This is a genomic window from Parasphingorhabdus sp. (assembly GCF_036963805.1).
GTDB lineage: Bacteria > Pseudomonadota > Alphaproteobacteria > Sphingomonadales > Sphingomonadaceae > Parasphingorhabdus.
Window position 1 is genome coordinate 1,044,287 of the sequence record NZ_JBALUN010000001.1, and the last position, 21,083, is coordinate 1,065,369.

Here is a 21,083-nt window from a genome sequence, read left to right on the forward strand (position 1 = left end):
TGCCTCTTACCTGAATCCGTCCATAATGACAACGATGGCCATTCCTCACAGGGTGCCCGATAGAAACATGCGTCCTTGTATAGGCGCTGCGCTTCAATTAGGTCACGACATTGTTGAATTTTACAAATCATAACGGGATAGCTTCGTTCAATGGCCGCAAATATTGCTCTTGTTGATGATGATCGGAATATTTTAACCTCCGTATCGATTGCGATGCAGGCGGAAGGATTCATCACGCGCGTCTATTCTGACAGTGAAGCCGCCCTGCAAGCGATACTCGACAATCCGCCTGATCTCGGCATTTTTGATATTAAAATGCCGAAAATGGACGGTCTTGAGCTACTCCGGCGGGTGCGCGAGAAAAGCAATTTACCGGTTATATTCCTGACCTCGAAAGACGAAGAGCTGGATGAAGCCCTTGGACTTGCCATGGGCGCTGATGATTATATCAAGAAGCCTTTTTCCCAAAGACTTCTGATTGCGCGGGTCAAATCGATTTTGCGCCGGTCCGAACTGGCAAAGCTATCCGATGAAGATGCTGAAACCGAAGGGTTGGAGCCGCTTGTCCGCGGCAATCTAGAAATGGATCCGGCGCGACATCTGGTCAAATGGAATGGTGGAAATGTTACACTGACTGTCACAGAATTTATGATATTGGAAACCTTGGCTAATCGACCGGGTGTGGTCAAAAGCCGGAACCAGTTGATGGATGCGGCCTATCAGGACGATGTTTACGTCGATGACCGCACCATCGACAGCCATATCAAACGCCTGCGCCGCAAATTTCGTGAAGTCGATCCGGAATTCGACGCCATTGATACACTTTATGGGGCTGGTTATCGCTACAACGAATAAGCCTGACGCCAGTATCGACGATCCTGAGCTGTCACTGCGTTGGTCCGCAAGGCTTTCGCTTACCACCCGTATATTGGCCGTCAATTTTCTCGCAATTGCACTTTTGGCGGGCAGCTTATTCTATCTTAATAACTACCGGAATGACCTCACTGAGGAACGGCTCGATCAGGCGCGCTTGCAAACCCAGATTATCAGCGATGCGTTAAACCTCCAGACACCCGATAATCGCAAAAACCTGATCATAGGTTTTGCGGAACATTTAAATGCCCGTTTACGGCTTTATGACAAAAGCGGCGTGAAAATAATCGATAGTTTTGAATTGGCTCCGCCCACTTATAAACTGATCGACCCCAAAACCCAGCCATGGCAGAAACATGTTGCTCGGACACTCGATCAATCGATTGAATTTATAGTCCTTAGCAAATCCATGACCAAATTTGCGGAGCCCGAGGTTGATATCGCGTCTTCTTGGCCCGAACTGCAATTGCTTTCAACAAATCTGACCCCCAATAGCGCTGTTCGTTATGCCCCGGACAGGACTCCAGTCATCCTCGCGGCGGCGCATTTGCCGAGCAGCGACCATCGCTTACTCCTGACCAGCAATGCGCGCGACATCACGCGGACCGTGCGCGCAGAGCGCTCGAATGTCGGGCTGGTCATATTCCTGACCGTTATTGTATCGGTTTTATTATCATTATTTCTGGCCCGAACAATTGTTCAGCCCATCAGAAAGCTGGCGCGGGCGGCAATTCGCGTCCGATTGGGCCGCGCGCCTGAAATCACCGTCCCCCGGATGCCCGGCAGACGCGACGAAATCGGACAACTCGCCCGCGCCCTTGCGGACATGAGCGGTGCGCTGCGCTATCGTATTGACGCCACCGAGGCCTTTGCCGCCGATGTCAGCCATGAAATCAAAAATCCGCTCGCATCGCTTCGGTCTGCACTGGAAGGCTTGGATAGGGTTGATGATCCCGACCTACGAAGACAGCTTCTAGACGTTGCCAATGATGATGTACGGCGGATTGACCGGCTGATAAACGATATTTCCGAGGCATCACGCGTCGATGCTGAGTTAGCGCGGACGAGATTTGAACGGGTCGATATCGGCAAGATGCTGGACCAGTTACTCGCCGCCAGAGAACAGCGCGATACAAATGAAAGCGTAAAAGTGGCCTTTGCGCGCCCGGGGCGCGGCGTTGCGACAGTCATGGGGGACGATGACCGACTGGAGCGCGTCTTCAGCAATATTCTCGACAATGCGGTATCTTTTTCCCCGCCGGACGGATTGATCGAAATTTTCGCGACTCCCGATGCCGATGAAGTGGTCATTCAGGTTGCAGATCATGGACGGGGCGTGGCCAAGGAACAGCGGCAAAATATTTTCAACCGCTTCCATTCTGATCGGCCCGCAGGGGAAGTATTTGGAAAGCATAGCGGACTTGGTCTCGCCATCGCCAAAACCATAATCGAAGGGCATGAGGGCACTATAGAGGCCATTGATAGGCCCGATGGACTGCAAGGCGCGTGTTTTGAAATACGCTTGCCCAAGGCACCGACATGACCGCTTCGATGCTTCACGCCAGCTGTGTCTCCATTGAGGGCGCAGGAATCATGATCTCTGGGCCTTCCGGTTCCGGAAAGTCGGACCTTGCGCTGCGCCTCATAGACCGCGGGGCCACCTTGATCAGTGATGATTATGTCGAGTTGCGCCTTGATCAAGGCCGGATATTGTTGAACGCACCGGCCAATATCGAAGGAAAAATAGAGCTTCGGTCCCTCGGCATTTTTGACTGCCCCCATGTTTCCGATATTCCTTTAATGATGCAGGTGCTTTTAAAACCGACGACCGCGCGCTTTCCCATGGACAGCCAAACTGAAACAATCATGACCATGGCCGTTCCGACAATCACTTTAAACGCAGCGGAGGCGAGCGCACCCATCAAGGTTGAAATGGCGTTGCGTCAACTTTTAAAAGGATCGGAGAGCGCATGACCAAGACCAAAACCAAACATGTTTTGTTGATCACCGGACTTGCTGGCGCAGGAAAAACAACCGCCCTCAAGACACTCGAAGATATTGGATGGGAAACCATTGATAATTTTCCGATCCGGCTCGTCGAAGGCTTGCTAAAAACGCCACCATCCAGGTCTCGCGGTGATGCCGATCCGCCGCTGGCACTCGGCTTTGATAGCCGGACGCGGGGTTTCAATCCTGATGACCTGATCAAGCGTGTAAAAGCACTGCAACAAAATGAAAACTATCACATTTCCACCCTCTATCTGGATTGCGCCGGTGGCGAGCTAGAGCGCCGCTATAGCGAGACCCGGCGGCGCCATCCTTTGGCGCTGGATCGCCCGGCGAAGGAAGGAATAGCGCTGGAACGCAGCCAGTTTGAACCGTTTCGCCGCTGGGCAGATCATGTCATCGATACCAGCGACCTATCCACCAATGACCTGCAGCGCCAGATTCGCGAAGAATTTAGCGTGCAAGATACCGATATAACAACCGTAACCATCACCAGCTTTGGCTTTTCGCGCGGGCTGCCCAATAATATTGACCTGCTATTCGACGTCCGTTTTCTATCCAATCCGTTTTGGGAAGCAGATTTAAAATTGATGACCGGACTGGATGCGCCGGTGGCAGAATTTATTTCCAAGGACCCAGCCTATACGGAAGCCTTGGAAAAATTTGAAGAAATGCTGAAATTCCTGCTCCCCAAATATGTCAAAGCAGGCAAAGCTTATGTCAATATCGGAATTGGATGCACCGGCGGGCGTCACAGATCGGTACATATTGCCGAAGTGCTGAGCAAAAACTTGCATGCTGCTGGCTTTTCGCCCAATGTTATTCATCGTAATCTGGCATCGCGCCCAATGGACGCGCTAGAAGCCATGCAAGATCTGAACGGAAGTAAGGGTATTTAATCGTAATGATCGGGTTGGTTCTTGTTACCCACGGACGTTTGGCTGTGGAATTTATCACTGCAATGGAACATGTTGTTGGTCCGCAAAAGGCAATCTTGCCTATTTGCATCGGTCCCCATGATGACATGGAGGTGCGGCGTCAGGAAATTTCCGACTCCATCGATAAAGTCCAGACCGGAAACGGCGTTATCGTACTTACCGATCTATTTGGTGGAACGCCGTCCAATCTCGCCATTTCGTTAATGGACAAGGGCCGGATTGAAGTGATTGCCGGTGTAAACCTGCCGATGCTGATCCGTCTGGACGGCGCCCGCAAATGCATGAATGTGACAGATGCGGTGGCGGCTGCAAAAGAGGCTGGGCAAAAATATATCAGCGTTGCTTCTGAAATTCTAGGAAGCGATGCATGAGCGAAGTACGCAAAACCGTCGCTATCACCAATAATCGCGGCCTGCACGCCCGTGCCAGCGCGAAATTTGTCACCTATGTCAGCAAACTGCCAGAGGGCATATTAGTCAAGGTCGGCAAAGACGGAAACGAAGTAACCGGTACGTCGATCATGGGCCTAATGATGCTGGGCGCGGCCAAGGGCGACCATATCGAAATTATCGTCGAGGGCGATCAAGCCGAAACGGCGCTGGACAAACTCGCCGGACTGGTTGTCGACGGCTTTGGCGAGGATTAGTCCGTGCACGCCTCTGAACGACGCCAAATTACGGGATTTTCCAACCCAACGATCAAACGGCTCAAAAGCTTACGCGAAAAAAAATATCGCAAGCGCGAAGGCCATTTCCTTGCCGAAGGCTTGCGCATTTTAACCGAAGCCTTGGACGCCGGAAAAACACCAAAATTGCTCGTCGTGGTAGAGGATACCGAACTTCATCCGCTCGCGCAGAAAATCGAACAGGCCACTTTTGAAGCTGGTGGTGATGTGATTGAAACGAGCGAGGCCATTATTGCCAAGCTGTCCGGCAAATCCAATCCGCAATCCATTATCGGCATATATGAAGACCATCCCACTTCGCTGGACGATCTCGACCGCAACACGTCGGGTATATGGCTTGTCGCACAGGCCCTGCGCGATCCAGGGAATTTGGGGACGATATTGCGGACCGGTGATGCCGTAGGTGCCGGAGGGCTTATCCTGATCGATGATTGTGTCGATCCATTCTCGGTCGAAGCCGTGCGGGCCAGCATGGGAGCGATATTTACCCAAAAAATCGCGCAAGCACCTTGGGATGATTTTATCAGTTGGTTACGCGCTGGCGAAGGCCAATTGGTCGGAACCAGCCTGGATACCGACAAAGACTATCAGTCCGTCAAATATGAAGCTCCGACATTTCTATTGATCGGTAACGAAGCACAGGGCCTTCCGGAAGATTATGAAGCGGCCTGCGATATGTTGGTCAAAATGCCGATGATGGGCAAGGCCGATAGCCTGAACGCAGCCATTGCTAGCGCCGTCATCGCCTATGAAGTGCTAAACCAGCGGCGCTAAACACTGCTATTTTGAAATATTGATTCATATGCTACTCTGTTCTTCGGGAGAGAAAAATATGAAAAGAACAATGTTGGCATTACCAATTCTATCACTATTATTGGTATCCTGTGGTGAAGAGCCTAAAGAAACGCCCACAGTAGAAGAAAGACTGACAGAATATAAAGCCGTTGGCACAGAACCGGGTTGGTCGGTCGAAATCAAAGATGATGTGATCGCCTATAGCTCCATAGAAGCCACGAATGATTTTAGTCTACCAGTGGCACGCATGAAAAAAACCGAGGCCGGCTGGGAAATTAAGGGGTTTACGGATCATGACAATATCACCGTCACCATCGCATTAGGTAAAGAATGCAATGACGGTATGAGTGATCTCAAATATGCCGACACAGTCAATATCGCGGTTAGCGGCAGCGGTCATCATGACGGCTGTGGCGGCGACATATTATCCGACCCTGAAGCAACCTAGATAGAGGCGGTTATTCGGCCGCCTCATCTTTTAAATTACGATCATCTTCAATCAGCGCTGCTTCAACCTCGCCCGAATAGCGTGGCAGTGCTTCAATCTCGGCGACGGGCTCCAGCTCTTTTTTGCCCGTTTCGATATTGAGCGCAGCAAATTTACGGCCGGTCGCCATGATGTTGCGTTCAAAACTGCCGACAAATTTATTATAATTGCCGACAGCGCTACCAAGCCCTGACCCCACACGTTTCAAATGCTCTCCGGCGACGGCAAGCCGATCATACATTTCTTTGCCCAATTGCCCGATCTGCTTGGCCTCTGCTGCCATTTTTTCCTGCCGCCACACACCGGCCACTGTCCGCGCAATGGCGACCAGATTGGTTGGCGTGGCCAGCAACACTTTTTTCTCAAAAGCATGATCCCACAGCGTTGGCTCATGTTCCAATGCCGCTGACAGGAAATGCTCACCTGGCACGAACATGATCACATAATCGGGCGCATCTTCAAACTGATCCCAATAGGCCTTTTTCGAAAGACCATCGATATGTGCTTTCATGCTATTGCAGTGACGAGCCATCGCAAAATTACGGGCATCCTCGTCTTCAGCTTCAAAAGCATCCTGATAGTCGTTGAGCGAGACTTTCGCATCAATAACCAGCTTGCGGCCGCCGGGTACGCTGATCACCGCATCGGGTCGCAAACGCCCCTCGTCGGTATCAATGCTTTGCTCTGTAACAAAATCCGTATGTTCGGAAAGACCGCAGGTCTCGAGAACATTTTTAAGTTGCTGCTCACCCCAGCGGCCCCGCGATTTTGGCGCATTACGCAGACTATTGACGAGCCGCGCCGCTTCCTGCTGCACCCTGTCCTGCCCTTGGCGCACCTGTTCGATCGTGGCAGTTATTCCGGCATAGGATTCAGTGCGTTCCTTCTCGATTTTCTTGATCGATTCTTCGTACGTTGCGAGCCGCTCATGCACGGGCTGGAGCAATTTCGCGATTTTCTCGCCGCCTTTTTCGTTGGCCTGATCAAAGCGCTGGTCAGCGCGTTCCAGAAATTGCCGCTGCGCCGTTTCTAGCATTTTTGCGCCGACTTCAGAAAATTGTGCGGACAACGATTCCTTGGCTTCAACGAGCTGCTTTAATTGCTTCTCATGATTGCGGGCATCGGCTTCCAAAGAGGCCAAAGATTGTCTGGCTTGATCCCGGTCATCGCGGATCACATCACGTTCTGATCGCGCCGTATCACGCTCAACCTGCACGCCGTCGAGCATAGACCGCAGCGAAGCCGCAGTTTGCTCTGCCGACTTGGCCGATGCAGCCGAAGCGCGTCCACCAACGAACCAGCCTGCGCCGAGACCCATAATAAGAGTTACAATAGCGATTAGGAGAGCGACAATAGCGTCCAAGACAGGCCCTTTCAGATAGAACGAAACAAGAACCTAAACCTTCGCGGCTTCACATGCAATTGCTTTAGGCAATAATCATCATATTGAGAACATCGTCATGCGGAACTCGAAATCGTCATGCTGAACTTGTTTCAGTATCTCGAAGGGGCCATTTGGGAATTAAGCAGATCCTGAAATAAATTCAGGATGACGTAACGATTACAAAGGTGGCAGGATCAGGCCGCTTCTTTGCGATATTTGTTCAACTTCTTCAGCACCATTTGCCGTTTCAGACGGGAAAGATGGTCGATGAACAATATGCCTTCGAGATGGTCCATCTCATGCTGCAAACAGGTGGCCATAAGGCCTTCCATCTCTTCCTCATGCTGCTTGCCGGTTTCATCCTGCCAACGCGCGCGGATGGCTGCGGGGCGTTCGACATCGGCATACTGCTCCGGCACTGATAAACAGCCTTCACTATAAATGTTCAGGTCTTTGGAAGGGTCGAGAATTTCGGGATTGATGAACACACGAGGATCGCGAATCACTTCATGATCGTGGTTGCAATGTTCGCCATGGTCATGATTATGTTCAACCGGTTCCTGAAGATCGATCACCAATATCCGTTTGGGCACGCCCACCTGAATCGCGGCAAGGCCAATGCCCGGCGCTTCGTACATGGTTTCGAACATGTCCGCGATCAGCGTTTGAAGCGCTTCGTCAAATATTGTGACCGGCTCTGAAACAGTTTTCAGACGCGGATCGGGAACTTCAAGGATTGGTAAAATGGCCATGTCCTAAATTTAGGGATTATGCCCGGATTCGTCAAGCAGTCGCGGCACTTGTTTTACGTTTAGTATTCCTGACATTACGACTTAGGGCCTATTTTAACATCACGGCGTAAAACACGTCTCAAGATATTCCCGAGGCTCACTCAATCGCTATTGATCGGCCTTCTTGAGCGCAGCGCCTGTGCCAATGTGCCTTCATCGAGATAATCCAGCTCACCGCCAACGGGGATACCGTGGGATAGCTGGCTGAGCCGCAGCGGATAATTTTCGAGCCGTTCTGCTATATAATGAGCTGTCGTCTGCCCTTCCAATGTCGCATTCATCGCCAGCACGACTTCATCTATGCCGCCCCGCTCCACCCGTTTGATTAACTTATCGATCCCGATATCTTCCGGCCGCACACCGTCAAGGGCCGATAAGCGTCCGCCCAGCACGTGGAACTTCCCCGGAAACAACCGTGATTTATCAAGCGCCCACAAGTCGGACACTTCCTCGACCACGCAGAGTGCTTTTTCGTCGCGGCGCGGATCAACGCAAATCTGGCAAGGGTCCTGCGTGTCGACATTGCCGCAAATATCGCAGGTAACAAGATTGGCCTGCACCCGTTCCATAGCCGCCAATATTGGTTTCATCGTCGTTTCGGGGCGCTTGATGAGATGAAGCACAGCCCGCCTTGCCGAGCGCGGCCCCAAGCCCGGAAGTTTGGACAGAGCCTGAACCAGATTTTCGATCTCTTGTGATGCCATGACTTGACCTTTAAGACGATGTTCCGCCCCCTGCCAACACAAAATCATGCTGTCCTACTCGCGCTTGTTTGGTTAGGGAGGCAGGATGATTCATCCATCCTGCACAATCTCATCATCTATGGCTTCGCAAAAGATTTCCTGCCCGCCAGCCACGTTGGTTACAGGGGGTGAGAATTGTGTGAACTTTGGCTCGGTCGCTCGCGTGATGAAGGGTGTAATTTGTGTCAACTTTGGGATGGATAAAGTGATAATGCGGACTGCCTCATGACTGCGATAAAACCAAACGCACTGCGTCTCGCCTTTATGGGTACACCAGATTTTGCAGTCCCAGCCCTGCGCGCTCTGCACGCGGCGGGTCATGATATTGTCGCCGTCTATTCACAACCTCCTCGCCGTGCCGGACGCGGAAAAAAATTGACGCCCTCACCTGTTCAGCAGGTTGCTGAGGAATTGGGAATAGAGGTCCGTGTGCCGGTGTCTTTGAAGACCGATGACGCACAGGCTGAATTTGCATCGCTTGATCTGGATGCCGCCATTGTCGCGGCCTATGGTCTGATTTTACCGCAAGCCATATTGGATTCGCCCCAAATGGGCTGCCTAAACATTCACGGGTCATTGCTCCCCCGCTGGCGCGGTGCGGCGCCGGTGCAGCGCGCTATATTGGCGGGTGACGAACAAACCGGCATTACCATCATGCAAATGGAGGCCGGGCTTGATACCGGACCAATGTTGCTCAAATCCAGCACACCGGTTGACGCAAAGACCGCCGGAGAGCTGACCGATGAATTGGCCCAGACCGGTGCCGCATTAATGGTAGAATATCTCAACAATTCTACAGACTATACGCCCGAAATTCAGGATGATAGTCTGGCCACCTATGCCAAGAAGATTGAGAAGCAGGAATCGCGACTGGATTTCAACCAATCCGCACCAGCCGTTATCGCTCAAATCCGGGCCTTTAATCCCGCGCCGGGAGCATTTTTCGAATATGATGGCGACCGCTATCGCATTCATTCTGCGGAAGTCGTCGATGGGACGGGAGCTGCTGGAACAATATTGGACGACCAATTGGCAATTGCCTGCACCGAAGACGCGATCCGGCCCAGCCTCATTCAAAAGGCGGGGCGCCCCAAATTAACCCTTGCAGAGTTTCTCAATGGCACCGCAATTCCCGTCGGAACAATATTGCAATGACCCGCTTCGCGCTCACCATAGAATATGATGGCCGCCCCTTCATGGGCTGGCAGCGGCAGGATCACGGGCCAAGCGTCCAGCAGGCCGTAGAAGAGGCAATAACGAAGATAACCAAACAGGATATACGGGTGCATGCGGCCGGCAGAACCGACGCCGGTGTTCATGCCTTGGGTATGCGGGCGCATTTTGATCTAGACACTAAATTGACGCCTTTCCGCTTAATGGAAGGCCTTAACGCCGGACTGAGGCCCCATCCGGTGGCGATATTGGCCTGTGAGCCGGTGGATGATGAATGGCATGCTCGTTTTGCCTGTCTGGGTCGGCGCTATGTCTATAAAATCACCAACCGACGCGCGCCGCTGACGCTCGATAAGGGACAAAGCTGGCAGGTCGTTAGGCCTCTTGATGCAGGAGCCATGCATGATGCGGCGCAAGAACTGGTAGGACAGCATGATTTCACGACTTTCCGGTCCGCCCATTGTCAGGCGCAAAGCCCGGTCAAGACGTTAGACAGCATCTCCGTCACCCGCTTTGGCGAAGAGATTGAAGTTGAGGTCGCTGCACGTTCATTTCTGCATCATCAGGTGCGTTCAATAGTCGGTTGTCTGAAACTGGTGGGCGAAGGCAAATGGACGCGGCAAGATTTGCTCAACGCTCTAAAGGCAAAAGACCGCGACGCGCTAGGCTTCAATGCCCCGCCGGACGGCCTCTATTTTGTCGATGCGACCTATCCGAAGCCGGAAACGGGATCACAGCCCGAATAGACGTTGCATCGACTTATCGAGCATCATTAATTGCCAGAGCAAGCGGCTATTATCGGCTTTCCCGCCAATATGGTCATCGGCCACTTTGCCCAAGGCCTGCGGATCGAACCAACCCGTTCGGGCGAGCGCACCAGAACCGGCAATATTGCGCGCTTCATCGGCAAGCGGCCCGCGGAACCACTGCGCAATCGGTGTTACAAAACCCATTTTTGGACGATAGAGTATATCCTGCGGCAAATAGCGTTCCATCGACTTTTTCAGCAGATATTTACCGGTCCCGCCCCGCACCCGCAAATTGGTCGGCAGCTTGGCCGCAAATTCCATCAGCTTATAGTCGAGCAACGGCTCCCGCGCTTCAAGGCTGACAGCCATGCTGGTCCGGTCTACTTTGGTCAAGATATCCCCCGGCAGCCACATTTTCATATCGGCATATTGCGCCTGATCCAGACCGTTGCGTGCCGGAGCATTCTCCATCAGGTCGATCATCCAGGATTCCCCCGCATAGCCGCCGAGTTGCGCCACCATCGCATTCGAGTAGATCGCGTACCGTCCAGCAGGTGTTGTCACACCAACGGCTTCCGCATAGCCCTCTGGCCCGGTGCGAGCGAGCGATAGCAAAGTCGATTTGGCGCGCAACGGACGGGGAGCCCAATCCGCTTTCGGATAAACCTTGCCGAGCCAGCCCAAAGCTGGACCGCGCAGAGATTGCGGCAACAAGCCCCTCACCCGTTCTTCAGCATGGTGAAAAACATGACGGCGATAGCCAGCCATCGCTTCATCGGCCCCGTCGCCGGACAATGCCACCGTCACATTTTCGCGGGCCAATTCAGCCACGCGATACGTCGGCAAGGCCGATGCATCAGCAAATGGCTCATCAAAATGATCTGCCAGCGTATCGATCAGACTATAATCATCAGCTGCCACCGTGCGCGAGCGATGGTCGGTCTGAAACCGGTCCGCGACCCGCTGAGCATAGCCCGTCTCGTCAAGCGATGCCTGATCGAAACCGATAGAACAGGTTTTGACGGGTTGCCGGCTCTTTTCCGACATCAACGCAACCACAGCGCTGCTATCGACTCCACCGGAAAGAAACGCCCCCAAGGGCACATCGGCAATCATGCGAGATGCCACAGCATCTTTCATCAGGGCCACAAGCTCTTCTTCTAATTCTGTCGCCGACGCTTTGCTACGCTGGCTAAAATCCATATCCCAATATTGGAGAGGCTGCGGTTCCGGCTTGCCTTGTTGTAACAACAGATAATGCCCGGCCGGCAGCTTTTTGACGCCCTTCAACAGCGATATATGATCCGGCACATATCCAAAGGCCAAATAGTCATCCACCGCCCTGATCTCCGGCTCCCGCCGCAGCAAAGGATTGGCCAGCAGCGCTTTCAGTTCCGACCCGAACAATATGCTGCCATCCGACACCGGCGCATAGAAAAGCGGTTTCACGCCCAGCCGGTCACGCGCCATGAATAACTGTTTGGTGCGCTGATCAAATATCGCAAAGGCGAACATCCCGTTCAGGCGCTTCAGGCAATCTACGCCCCATTGACGCCATGCATAAAGTATAACTTCGGTATCGCCGCTGGTCGCAAATATATGACCAAGCGATTCCAGCTCCGCGCGGACTTCCTGAAAATTGTAGATCTCACCATTATAGCTGATGACCTGCGCCTCATCGGCGGTCAGCATGGGCTGCGCCCCGCCTTCCAGATCAATGATCGACAGGCGGCGGTGGCCCAGCCCGACACCCGGAGCGGTCCATATACCAGAGCCATCCGGTCCGCGATGGGTGAGACTGTCGGTCATCTTGCGCAGACGCGCCGGATCAACCGGCTTCGCCGTCTCCAAATGAAATATACCTGCAATGCCGCACATGATTTGCGCTCTAGCGCAGACCCGCCATTTCGTCAGCCAGTTTATCTATCGGGCCAACGGCTTTTCGAAATGCTTCCATCGCCTTTTGTGGCCCCGCCTCATCGACCTTCTCGGCTGATATCAGGATGGCCACCGCTTGCTGATTGCCGCTAAGCAGCTTGGTTTTTAGCGTTTCGAGTTTCACAGCCGATCCGCTACCGGTCAAGATATTGCCGACCCGATAGAAGGATTGCACATTTCGTACCACGGGCCCGGGCGCCATTATCTGTATCGCCCTTCCGGAAGCAGGCGCAGGCAAATTTCGGCTCCACGACCATTTGGTTCCGGGATCAAAAGCGCCCTGCCCATATCCTACAATTTCGCGATCATCTTCCTGACGGTCAAAAACCGCAATGGCCAAGTCCACTTCCGCGCCGGTGTCTTCGTTGTGATAACGGCCCAATAGCTGATGGTTCGCACCGTCAAAACGCGGATGCCAATCATATAGCGGCCGATATTCGACCTGCTGCCAGCCTTCAACGATCGGCAATACAATCTTATCAGGAACTGGAGTGCTTTGCGCTGCGAGAACTGATGTCCACAAAAGCGGTGTAACAATAATGGCTGCAATCGCAATCATCACCGTTTTGGCATTCAATTTCGACGAAACCGGTCCGGCCTTTCTCTCGATCAACTCACCGTCGATCATCGGGTCTTCAATCTTACGGTCAAAAAACGGCCAGCCGATAGCCATTACCAGCGCCAGTACAAAGGCAAAGAAAAACCAGCCATAGAAGATATGATCAAAGCCTGTAGCAAAATCGATCGTGGTGTGATGTGCAATATAGATTGTACCAAAGGCGCGGATACCATTTGCGAGGACAGGCACCAAAACTGCCGCGATCATGAATAAAATACGCCGCCGCCAACTGCGAAAGCAAATGTTACTCACCAGTGCGCCATAAGCGACCATCGCAATCAAAAATTTCACACCGGAACAAGCCTCTGCCACTTCAAAATAGCCGGTCGGGGTCGAAATAAAGACGCCATCGATAAAGGCAGGAATATCAGCCCAGCTTAGGAACACCATCGACATTTTTGCGGTAATTGTTTGCAGCATCGGCACAATTTCTTCGCCAAAGGGCACCAGGAAGAAGCTGTAGAATAGCGGAAAAATCAGCCCGCGAAGTACCGCTGGGCCAAACAATGTCATCACCGTACCTTGCAACATCATCACTAGGCCAAGCTGACGAGCAAAGGATACACCTGCCGCCTCACCCAGCAACCAGCCCCCCGAAGCGGCCCCAATCCATAGCAATCCCGGAGCCCAAATAGTCGGCGTAATTTTCACCAGTTGCTCACGCCGTTGCTGTACCAACCAGATAAGAATCGGGACAATCAACAGGCAGTGATTATAGGTTGAAACATTCCACCAAGCGTCGAGCATCGCCATAGCATCGCGCCAGAACAGGGCCACTATTACAAAGCTAACCAAACACAAAAGTCGCAAATGCGTTGTCCATGCCGTTGCTACAGGTGCGTCCGCCGAAACCTCCGGCAATTGATCCACGGCTGCGCCACTCATTCTGCGGCCTCCGCCAAGGCGGGTTCATCAATACCGCACAGACCCGGTATTTCGGCCAACCGCATTTGCCAACTATAGGATGATCTGATTAGCGCAGCTGCGTTGTCACCTAGTCTTCTGGCCCTCTCAGAGTCTGATAGTAGGTCACATACCAGCCTTGCTTCCTGCTGAGGATTCTCAGCGATATGAAAATGCTCTCCATCAATCGCTTCAATACCTTGTGCAGCCGCAGACGAAACCACGACAGGCTTCCCCATAGCCATGGCTTCCAAAACCTTATTCTGAATACCACGCGCAATACGTAATGGGGCTACCACAATATCGGCCGCCTTCAACCAACTGCGAATATCATCAACGCTGCCTGTAACAATCACGCCATTATTGCTATTTAACCGAAGGACATCGGCTGTGGGCATCCGCCCGACGATTGCGAACTGTGCTTCGGGATGCTGCTTCATAATTGCCGGCATTACTGCCGTTGCAAAACTCACGACGGCTTCCACATTAGGGCGATAATCCATCTGTCCGGTGAAGATGATCAATGGCCCTGAATGCGGACCTTCAACCGGCTGCACTTTGGCCGGATCATAAAATTCCAGGTCAATCCCGTTACCCACGGCTTTCACTTTTTCATCGCTCAATCCCGAGCGTTGACGAAATAATTCTGCTTCCTCTTCACTGACAAACAGCGAATGGTCGGCAAGCGCGCCAACTTTCTGCTCAAACGCCCGAAGCAATTTTCCTTCACGCCTATTGATCCAAGCCATTGGCCCCGAACCTTCATCGGCATAGCTTTCAAATTTCGCACTATCTACATCCGCAAAATCCATGATCAGGCGGCCAGCGAAATCTACAGGAACAAATTGTGCCATCTGTCCGGAAAAAACAAAAATGCAATCTATCGGTCGTGTTTTAAGAATATTACTAACGTAACTGCGAATTTTGGAGCTCTCGAAAGAAGTCAAAGATACCGGTTTCCCTGAAGCCAATGCTTCGATCCCTGCCCGCCAATTAGACTTATTCCGCACAGTTATCTGCATCGACGCCAGAGAGGCTTTAATATCGCTATCTTCCGCCGCCTCCGTTTCAACATCAGCAAAGCAAGCCAAATGCACGGGCCGATATTGCATAAGCTTACGCAACATATGATGCGAGCGGATTTTATCCCCCCGGTTTGGGGGCCAAGGAACGCGGTGGGTCAGAAATAATATCTCGCCCATCAGCCCAGACCTTTAGCAATTATCGGTCCTAGACGGTTTGCGAGTGAAAGTGGTAATTTCTGCCAAAGCGCTACCTGCATCCGATATTTTGGGCTCATCGGATTCACATCGCGCGCTTCTTTTCCATCTGCTGTGCGAATAGCATAAGATAACGGGTTCGGTTCGAAACCCCAGTTTTTCTTGAAGGAATAGGCGCCTGTCCCAACCTTGGAACGACCAAAGTCAAATCGCGAACAACCCCTTTCACGCGCATGATTCATCAGCGCATAATACATTACATCATTGGCACGAAGCCGGCGCGCTTCAAAACTTCCGCCGCCCCAATAGGGCAATACCGCTCCGTCGTGGTACAAGCTCAGCACGCTGGCGACAGGCTTACCATCGCTCAACACTGTCAGAATATCTGCATCCGCGCCAAAGCCATCTAGGAATTCATCAAATAAAGCCTTCGGGAATACCGGCGTCCCCAAATTACGGACGCTTTCGGCATAGACTCGGTAGTGATCTGCCCGATCTTCCGCATCCCCGCCTATTCGAACGACTAGCTCGTTTTTCAGACCCTTGCGAACCTCGGCACGTTGCTTGCGCGGAATGGCCAGCAGTTGATTTTCGTCATTGTCGGCCAAGTCCGTCACAAAACCGGCATAGACACCCTCTTTATTCTGCCAATCATCACATGGCGTCGGCCCACCGCGTAGCTCAACCGTTGGAAAACTATGCGTCTCAGCGAAACTCCACACCGCATCGGCCAAGATTTGTGTCGCATGATCGCTTAAACTTAATATTCCGCCGCCGACTGCGAAACCGGATGAAACCAATGCCCGCCCAAACAACGCCGAATGGATGAGATTAAGGGGCAATATCGCCTGCAACTCTCCATCTGCATCTTCCGCCAGCATATAGCGCCATTCATGCCCGCAAGCCTTTGAAACGCTCAATATCCAAGCTGGTCGATGGAATGCTGTACCCTCGGCATGGCCAGTCACAAATTTTTCAATCCGTGCCAGTTCATTCTGGTCTTCGTGATCCAATATGCGTACGGCAACCGCCTGTGGAGAGAATGGCATGTTCACGACGCAAGCTCTCCGTTCAGCGCAGCCAGTTCATCCATCCGGCCCCAAGCATAGTCATTGCCTACCCGCACCAGCTTGGCACGCATCACATTCAGCTTGGTGTAATGGCGCAGTTTTGATTTCAGCGGTGCATTGCCAACGCGGGGTTGTTCAGGATCGATCTCCCAAGGATGGAAATAGAATATCGCGCCCTGTCCATCATCCTTGTGCATTTTACGGATGGCAAGATTATAGAGAGCATAAGGCAGCAGACGGAAAAAGCCGCCGCCACCAGCCGCCAGCACACGGTTCCCGACTTTCACAGTCGTTACTGGCAACTCTACCAAATCAGACCCTTTAACTGGTTTCCAAGCAAAGCGTGGAGATCCAGCCCATCCATAATGATCATGCTTAATGGGTGCGACGCTGGACGAATAACGATAGCCTTGTTCTGCCAATATTTCGTGGGCCCATGGTGTGCGTTGATCAATAGAGAAACTGGGTGCGCGATATCCGGTTATTGCCTGTCCGGAGCTATCCTCCAAAATCTTGCGACTGCGTTCGAGATCGTCACGGAACTCTTGCAGCGTCATCGTGAATACACGCGCGTGATCATAGCCGTGACTGGCCAACTCGTGACCGGCCCCCACAATACGCTGCATCAATTTGGGATAGCGTTCTGCTACCCAGCCAAGCGTAAAAAATGTGGCCTTGATCCCGGCAGCGTCGAAAAGATCCAGAACGTTATCGGTATTGCGTTCAACGCGATGCTCCAAGCCATCCCAATCGGCACGATCAATTACCGTTTCAAAAGCACCCACCTGAAACCAGTCCTCGATATCCACAGACATAGCGTTAAGCAAAGCACTGGCTTTTCTCGTCCCGTCTATTGGCTCAGGCCGCGCGTCCAGTTTTGACATAGCTTTCCTTGCTCCGGATATCGCCCTCGACCCATTCCACAAGCATCGTCAAGACACGGTGTAGATTTTCTTCCTGACTACCCATGCGAGATTCCATCTGGGAAAGCTGTCCGGATATTTTATCCAGGCGATCTGTCACCTTGTTATCTAAGGCCGGCTGAGAAATGTTCTCTTCCATGGCACAAGGCTCGACGGGTTGAACATCGGGCCGGATATCCGCGCTTCTAAAAGGTAAAACCTCATGCTCTTCTGCGCTTGGTTCTGCAGAAATCCGAGCCGGAATATCCTCATCAGGTTCCGCAACTCCTGTGACCGAATCAGTGGACACAGAATCGAATTCGGATTGAACTGCTCGCGCAGGCTTTTCCCACAAGGGGCTTTTCACCGTCTCCGGATCAATATTTGCATCCGGCTCCGCGATATCAATTTGGTCGCCATTTAGATCCGCAAGCACTCGTCCAACCAAAGACTGATCGATCAACTCAGCATGCTCAACAGCACCCATCAGCAATACGCGGCTCATCAATGTGTTTATTTTTCGGGGTACACCGCCCGTCTCGCTATATAATAGAGAGAATACGTCGCGAGTGATTTTCGGACGCCCAGACCATCCGCTCTTGGACAAGCGGTGGGTAATATAGGGCTCTATTTCTTGTGATTCCATCGGCTCCAAATGGTGATTGGCTATCACTCGCTGACGCAATTGTTCTAACCGATTAGAATTTTGCAGCATATCGCGAAATTCTGGCTGACCGAGCAGGAATATCTGAAGCAGCGCCTGTCCACCCAACTGAAAATTGGAAAGCATCCGCAATTCTTCCAAAGCACCGGTCGGCAGGTTTTGAGATTCATCAACAATAAGCAAACACCGTCGTCCGGCGCGTGCTTCACTGTGCAAAAATTCCTCAAAGGCGCCCAGTAGCTGGGCCTTGTCCATGCCTTCGGTATCGATATCGAAATTATTCGCTGCGACCCGCACAATATCTTTGCTGTCGAGTGCGGTCGTGACGATATTGGCCGCCGTCAGACGCGCCCGATCGATCGTCGCCATCAAGTGGCTGACCAAGGTCGTTTTGCCAGCACCAATGTCGCCGGTAATCACAATGAAACCTTCGCCTTGGGCCAAGCCATAGCCTAGATAGGACAATGCCTTTCTATGAGTCAGACTCTCAAAATAATAATGTGGGTCCGGGGTCAGCTGGAATGGCCGACTTTTCAGTCCATAAAATGTTTCATACATATTGGTATCTCCCACCAATTTTTCCGGTGATAGTGTTAAAAATCATATTTCAAACCGAGCAATGCAGATGCTGTAAGTTGCGAATTAAATCCATTCTGATCATAGCTATCGAGGCCGACTGCCGCTGTCCCGGTAAGGCGGGGAATGATCTGGCGATAATAAGCCGCATTGGCCCCCAGCGCGAGCACGTTAGGTGCACCGGCAAAGCCGCTATCCAGCAAATTGGCGTAAACATTAGTGTCAAAGCTTGACCTTGCATCAATCTGACGACCGATGGACAGGTTGGCATAATAATTCTCGTCAACCAGCCCATCCACATTCGCCAAAGCCCCCAATTGTGAGGCAAAGAAACGGTGCCTTGAATAGCCCGCGGCGACCGAAGCATTCCAACCGTTATAGCCATAAGCAAGCTGCGCATTGATACCGCGTGCGCGAAATGATGACGATGCCGCAGACTGCAGCGCATCGTTGAAGCAAAGGCTAGTCGTTTGACCAAAGGCACAACCGTTTAGTTCACCGCTCAACGGATTGCGATTGCTAGAGAAACTGGTTCCCAAAGAGGATAGATTGTCATTCAACAAGTTACCGAAACCAGATACCGTGTCATAGACCGATACATTGAGCGAGGTGTTCTCGTTGGGCTGGTATCCAAGGCTACCCGCATAGGTCGTGCTGCCATAGCGGCGACCGACGCGTGCTTCCAATGACGTCCGGCGACTGGGACGCCACAATACACCAGCATCCCAAATCAAGCCATCATTATCATAAGACAAGAGCCGCGGAGATGCCTTGTCAGTGACCAAACGGCCATCACTATCGATAACGGGATCGCCGTTTATATCGCGCAAGGCATCCCGTTCGGAAATTTCGGTATCTTCATAGCCAACACCGCCGACAAGCGCGACCGTGGGCGTGACCGGAACAGTGACATCAGCGCGAACATATTTACCCTCGAACCGCTGATCCAATTGCCCTGCATCTTCACGCTCATAACCGCCGCCAACCGACCAGCCAAAAGGTAGATCGCCCGGTGCCATACCGACACTGGCACTGGCCGAGTGACTGATACTGTCATCGAAAATATCAATCGGCAGCTGGCCAGTAGGCAAAGTCCCGATGTCATCGCTTTCCACTTTGGTATAGCCCACCCGGTAGTTAGCATTGACATCAAGGTCGCCGATGTGGGTGGACAAAGAAGGTCCGCCATAAACCGAGTAAACCTGTGTGACGTTATCGATATTGCCAACCGTATTGGACGGTGCCGCGCCGCGAATATCAACCCGGCTGCGGGTTGCAATTCCGCCAGCCTCTAACGCCAATAAATTGGGTACAATCTGTACACTACCGCGCGCCAAACCGCTGATAATGTCATCGTCGCCGATATTATCCTCATAGAAAAAGCGGCGTTCGTAACGAAGATTCACTTCCGCTTCTGCCTGACGGGTTTGGATGGATGTCTCAAGCCCGGCCACAACGGTCGTATAGGTTAGTACATCCGAACCGTCTTTTAGGTCGGCGACCAGAACCTGCTGCACTTCCAGATAAGGCGTGATTTCTACATTACGATCTTTAGCTTGCGCCGGGTGCATGGCGATTATGAATAAAGGTGTCACAATGGACCCTGCCTTCAGTATCTTCATGATCTTACTCTTAGCCACGCTACTCTCCATATCCGTAATAAGATCCAAAGGTCCGTCCCGTTGGCGAGAATTTGGTGCCATTGAGGAGCAACTGGATATTGTCACAACCAGCCATCAGGCTGAGTGCGTCCTTTAATGCTGTTTCTGTGGTCTCATCCGCTTTGACGACCATCACGACTTGTCCAACATGTGTTGCGAGCACAGATGCAGGCGAAGCGGACAAAGCAGGAGGCGAGTCAAAAATGACAATCCGGTTGGGATTATGCTGGGTTAACCGGTTCAACACCTGTTCCGTCCGGGAAGATGCCAGATATTCCGTATCAGCATTGGTCTGATCGCCTGCGGGCAATATCGCTAACCCGCCAATATCGGTATGAATAATACAATCTTCCACGGGCAATTCCGGATCGGCCAAAGCATCCATCAACCCTTTGCTGCCCTCAAGCCCCAAACTGGACAATATGCTCGGCTTCGCAAAATCGGCATCTACCAACAAAACTTCATTATCCTTCTCCGCTGCGATGGAGAGGGCGAGGTTCAAGGCGCAAAATGTTTTGCCCTCATTGGGATGTGCCGAGCAAATCAATATCCGCTCGCCATGCGGCAAGGGTGCTTGCTTGGCACTGCCTTTTGCGGCCAGCAATAATTGCCGTTTGATAATACGGAATTCTTCCGAAATGCCGGTAACAGGGCCATCGGGAACGACGAAACCGGCTTCTCTTAACTTGTCGCGATCTACGAGCACACGCGGGCCATCATAATCCGGCGTACGACGCGGGGCGGTAGATACCAGTTGCTGTGTTTTGACTTCAGGCGGCAGAATCTCCGGCCCATAATTTTGCGCCGGTCCGCCCGTTCTTGACGGAACATAGTCATATACTTGCGCTGCCCGTTCAAGCAGCGAACTGGATTTATTGAGAGGATTATATTTATTCATCTTCGTT

21 protein-coding genes are annotated in these 21,083 nt (G+C 52.2%); 10 read left to right on the forward strand and 11 right to left on the reverse strand.

Annotation, left to right across the window (positions count from 1 at the left end):
• Nucleotides 1–150: 150 nt before the first annotated feature.
• The 8 genes from V7676_RS04990 to V7676_RS05025 are packed head-to-tail and all read left to right on the forward strand — an operon-like array spanning nt 151 to nt 5,746.
• Nucleotides 151–855, forward strand: coding sequence for a response regulator transcription factor (locus V7676_RS04990; protein WP_335658539.1), 705 nt, complete (start codon nt 151–153; stop codon nt 853–855).
• Entirely contained in the window at nt 827–2,416 is a 1,590-nt protein-coding gene (locus tag V7676_RS04995) for an ATP-binding protein (RefSeq protein ID WP_335658540.1), read from the forward strand. Before V7676_RS04990 ends, V7676_RS04995 begins: the two co-directional genes overlap by 29 nt.
• Nucleotides 2,413–2,847, forward strand: a complete 435-nt coding sequence (locus V7676_RS05000) for an HPr kinase/phosphorylase (RefSeq protein ID WP_335658541.1) — start codon at nt 2,413–2,415, stop codon at nt 2,845–2,847. The genes V7676_RS04995 and V7676_RS05000 overlap by 4 nt, the downstream gene beginning before the upstream one ends.
• Nucleotides 2,844–3,779, forward strand: a complete 936-nt coding sequence (rapZ, locus tag V7676_RS05005) for an RNase adapter RapZ (protein ID WP_335658542.1) — start codon at nt 2,844–2,846, stop codon at nt 3,777–3,779. The genes V7676_RS05000 and rapZ overlap by 4 nt, the downstream gene beginning before the upstream one ends.
• A 5-nt stretch (nt 3,780–3,784) precedes the next feature.
• Nucleotides 3,785–4,189, forward strand: coding sequence for a PTS sugar transporter subunit IIA (locus V7676_RS05010; RefSeq protein WP_335658543.1), 405 nt, complete (start codon nt 3,785–3,787; stop codon nt 4,187–4,189).
• Nucleotides 4,186–4,464, forward strand: coding sequence for an HPr family phosphocarrier protein (locus V7676_RS05015; RefSeq protein WP_335658544.1), 279 nt, complete (start codon nt 4,186–4,188; stop codon nt 4,462–4,464). Before V7676_RS05010 ends, V7676_RS05015 begins: the two co-directional genes overlap by 4 nt.
• Nucleotides 4,465–4,467: 3 nt before the next feature.
• Complete coding sequence (locus tag V7676_RS05020) at nt 4,468–5,277, forward strand: TrmH family RNA methyltransferase (RefSeq protein ID WP_335658545.1); 810 nt, start codon at nt 4,468–4,470, stop codon at nt 5,275–5,277.
• A 58-nt stretch (nt 5,278–5,335) separates the two neighbouring features.
• Nucleotides 5,336–5,746 carry a hypothetical protein gene (locus V7676_RS05025; protein ID WP_335658546.1) on the forward strand — a complete coding sequence of 137 codons (411 nt, stop codon included), beginning with the start codon at nt 5,336–5,338 and terminating at the stop codon, nt 5,744–5,746.
• Between the two features lie 10 nt (nt 5,747–5,756).
• Here V7676_RS05025 and V7676_RS05030 read toward each other — a convergent pair whose 3' ends face one another.
• From V7676_RS05030 to recR, 3 genes are all read right to left on the reverse strand, one after another.
• A complete protein-coding gene (locus tag V7676_RS05030) occupies nt 5,757–7,148 on the reverse strand; it encodes a DNA recombination protein RmuC (RefSeq protein WP_442955397.1) in 1,392 nt (463 codons plus the stop codon).
• Nucleotides 7,149–7,363: 215 nt separating this feature from the next.
• Complete coding sequence (gene def / locus V7676_RS05035) at nt 7,364–7,921, reverse strand: peptide deformylase (protein ID WP_335658547.1); 558 nt, start codon at nt 7,919–7,921, stop codon at nt 7,364–7,366.
• 140 nt (nt 7,922–8,061) lie between these two features.
• A complete protein-coding gene (gene recR, locus V7676_RS05040; RefSeq protein WP_335658548.1) occupies nt 8,062–8,664 on the reverse strand; it encodes a recombination mediator RecR in 603 nt (200 codons plus the stop codon).
• 288 nt (nt 8,665–8,952) lie between these two features.
• Here recR and fmt point away from each other — a divergent pair, with 288 nt between their 5' ends.
• Together fmt and truA are read left to right on the forward strand one after the other, a co-directional pair.
• Nucleotides 8,953–9,858, forward strand: a complete 906-nt coding sequence (gene fmt / locus V7676_RS05045) for a methionyl-tRNA formyltransferase (protein ID WP_335658910.1) — start codon at nt 8,953–8,955, stop codon at nt 9,856–9,858.
• Nucleotides 9,855–10,622: a tRNA pseudouridine(38-40) synthase TruA gene (gene truA / locus V7676_RS05050; protein ID WP_335658549.1), complete on the forward strand. Its 768-nt coding sequence runs from the start codon at nt 9,855–9,857 to the stop codon at nt 10,620–10,622. Before fmt ends, truA begins: the two co-directional genes overlap by 4 nt.
• On the opposite strand, the gene V7676_RS05055 is transcribed toward truA, so the two are convergent.
• Genes V7676_RS05055 through V7676_RS05090 form a run of 8 tightly spaced genes read right to left on the reverse strand, consistent with a single transcriptional unit; the run spans nt 10,608 to nt 21,076 of the window.
• Nucleotides 10,608–12,503: an XrtA/PEP-CTERM system amidotransferase gene (locus V7676_RS05055; RefSeq protein ID WP_335658550.1), complete on the reverse strand. Its 1,896-nt coding sequence runs from the start codon at nt 12,501–12,503 to the stop codon at nt 10,608–10,610. The two genes, truA and V7676_RS05055, sit on opposite strands and share 15 nt — an antisense overlap.
• 10 nt (nt 12,504–12,513) lie before the next feature.
• Nucleotides 12,514–14,067, reverse strand: coding sequence for an exosortase A (gene xrtA / locus V7676_RS05060; protein WP_335658551.1), 1,554 nt, complete (start codon nt 14,065–14,067; stop codon nt 12,514–12,516).
• On the reverse strand, nt 14,064–15,290 hold the full coding sequence (locus V7676_RS05065; RefSeq protein WP_442955409.1) for a TIGR03087 family PEP-CTERM/XrtA system glycosyltransferase: 1,227 nt from the start codon (nt 15,288–15,290) through the stop codon (nt 14,064–14,066). The genes xrtA and V7676_RS05065 overlap by 4 nt, the downstream gene beginning before the upstream one ends.
• Complete coding sequence (locus V7676_RS05070) at nt 15,287–16,354, reverse strand: FemAB family XrtA/PEP-CTERM system-associated protein (protein ID WP_335658911.1); 1,068 nt, start codon at nt 16,352–16,354, stop codon at nt 15,287–15,289. Before V7676_RS05070 ends, V7676_RS05065 begins: the two co-directional genes overlap by 4 nt.
• Before the next feature lie 2 nt (nt 16,355–16,356).
• Nucleotides 16,357–17,190, reverse strand: coding sequence for an XrtA system polysaccharide deacetylase (locus V7676_RS05075; RefSeq protein ID WP_442955410.1), 834 nt, complete (start codon nt 17,188–17,190; stop codon nt 16,357–16,359).
• A gap of 43 nt (nt 17,191–17,233) precedes the next feature.
• The gene (locus tag V7676_RS05080) at nt 17,234–18,499 is read right to left on the reverse strand and encodes an XrtA/PEP-CTERM system-associated ATPase (protein WP_335658554.1); all 1,266 of its coding nucleotides are present in this window, start codon (nt 18,497–18,499) and stop codon (nt 17,234–17,236) included.
• A gap of 35 nt (nt 18,500–18,534) precedes the next feature.
• Nucleotides 18,535–20,157 (reverse strand): hypothetical protein, encoded by a 1,623-nt coding sequence (locus V7676_RS05085; protein ID WP_335658555.1) that lies wholly within the window; start codon nt 20,155–20,157, stop codon nt 18,535–18,537.
• A 1-nt stretch (nt 20,158) separates the two neighbouring features.
• Nucleotides 20,159–21,076, reverse strand: coding sequence for an AAA family ATPase (locus V7676_RS05090; RefSeq protein ID WP_335658556.1), 918 nt, complete (start codon nt 21,074–21,076; stop codon nt 20,159–20,161).
• Nucleotides 21,077–21,083: the final 7 nt, after the last annotated feature.

Coding starts and splice junctions, on each gene's coding strand:
- V7676_RS05015 (WP_335658544.1), top strand. CDS start 4,186: ATGAGCGAAGTACGCAAAACCGTCGCTATCACCAATAATCGCGGCCTG.
- xrtA (WP_335658551.1), bottom strand. CDS start 14,067: ATGAGTGGCGCAGCCGTGGATCAATTGCCGGAGGTTTCGGCGGACGCA.
- V7676_RS04990 (WP_335658539.1), top strand. CDS start 151: ATGGCCGCAAATATTGCTCTTGTTGATGATGATCGGAATATTTTAACC.
- def (WP_335658547.1), bottom strand. CDS start 7,921: ATGGCCATTTTACCAATCCTTGAAGTTCCCGATCCGCGTCTGAAAACT.
- V7676_RS05070 (WP_335658911.1), bottom strand. CDS start 16,354: ATGCCATTCTCTCCACAGGCGGTTGCCGTACGCATATTGGATCACGAA.
- truA (WP_335658549.1), top strand. CDS start 9,855: ATGACCCGCTTCGCGCTCACCATAGAATATGATGGCCGCCCCTTCATG.
- recR (WP_335658548.1), bottom strand. CDS start 8,664: ATGGCATCACAAGAGATCGAAAATCTGGTTCAGGCTCTGTCCAAACTT.
- V7676_RS05090 (WP_335658556.1), bottom strand. CDS start 21,076: ATGAATAAATATAATCCTCTCAATAAATCCAGTTCGCTGCTTGAACGG.
- V7676_RS05055 (WP_335658550.1), bottom strand. CDS start 12,503: ATGTGCGGCATTGCAGGTATATTTCATTTGGAGACGGCGAAGCCGGTT.
- V7676_RS05025 (WP_335658546.1), top strand. CDS start 5,336: ATGAAAAGAACAATGTTGGCATTACCAATTCTATCACTATTATTGGTA.
- V7676_RS05080 (WP_335658554.1), bottom strand. CDS start 18,499: ATGTATGAAACATTTTATGGACTGAAAAGTCGGCCATTCCAGCTGACC.
- V7676_RS04995 (WP_335658540.1), top strand. CDS start 827: ATGGGGCTGGTTATCGCTACAACGAATAAGCCTGACGCCAGTATCGAC.
- V7676_RS05075 (WP_442955410.1), bottom strand. CDS start 17,190: ATGTCTGTGGATATCGAGGACTGGTTTCAGGTGGGTGCTTTTGAAACG.
- rapZ (WP_335658542.1), top strand. CDS start 2,844: ATGACCAAGACCAAAACCAAACATGTTTTGTTGATCACCGGACTTGCT.
- V7676_RS05000 (WP_335658541.1), top strand. CDS start 2,413: ATGACCGCTTCGATGCTTCACGCCAGCTGTGTCTCCATTGAGGGCGCA.
- V7676_RS05010 (WP_335658543.1), top strand. CDS start 3,785: ATGATCGGGTTGGTTCTTGTTACCCACGGACGTTTGGCTGTGGAATTT.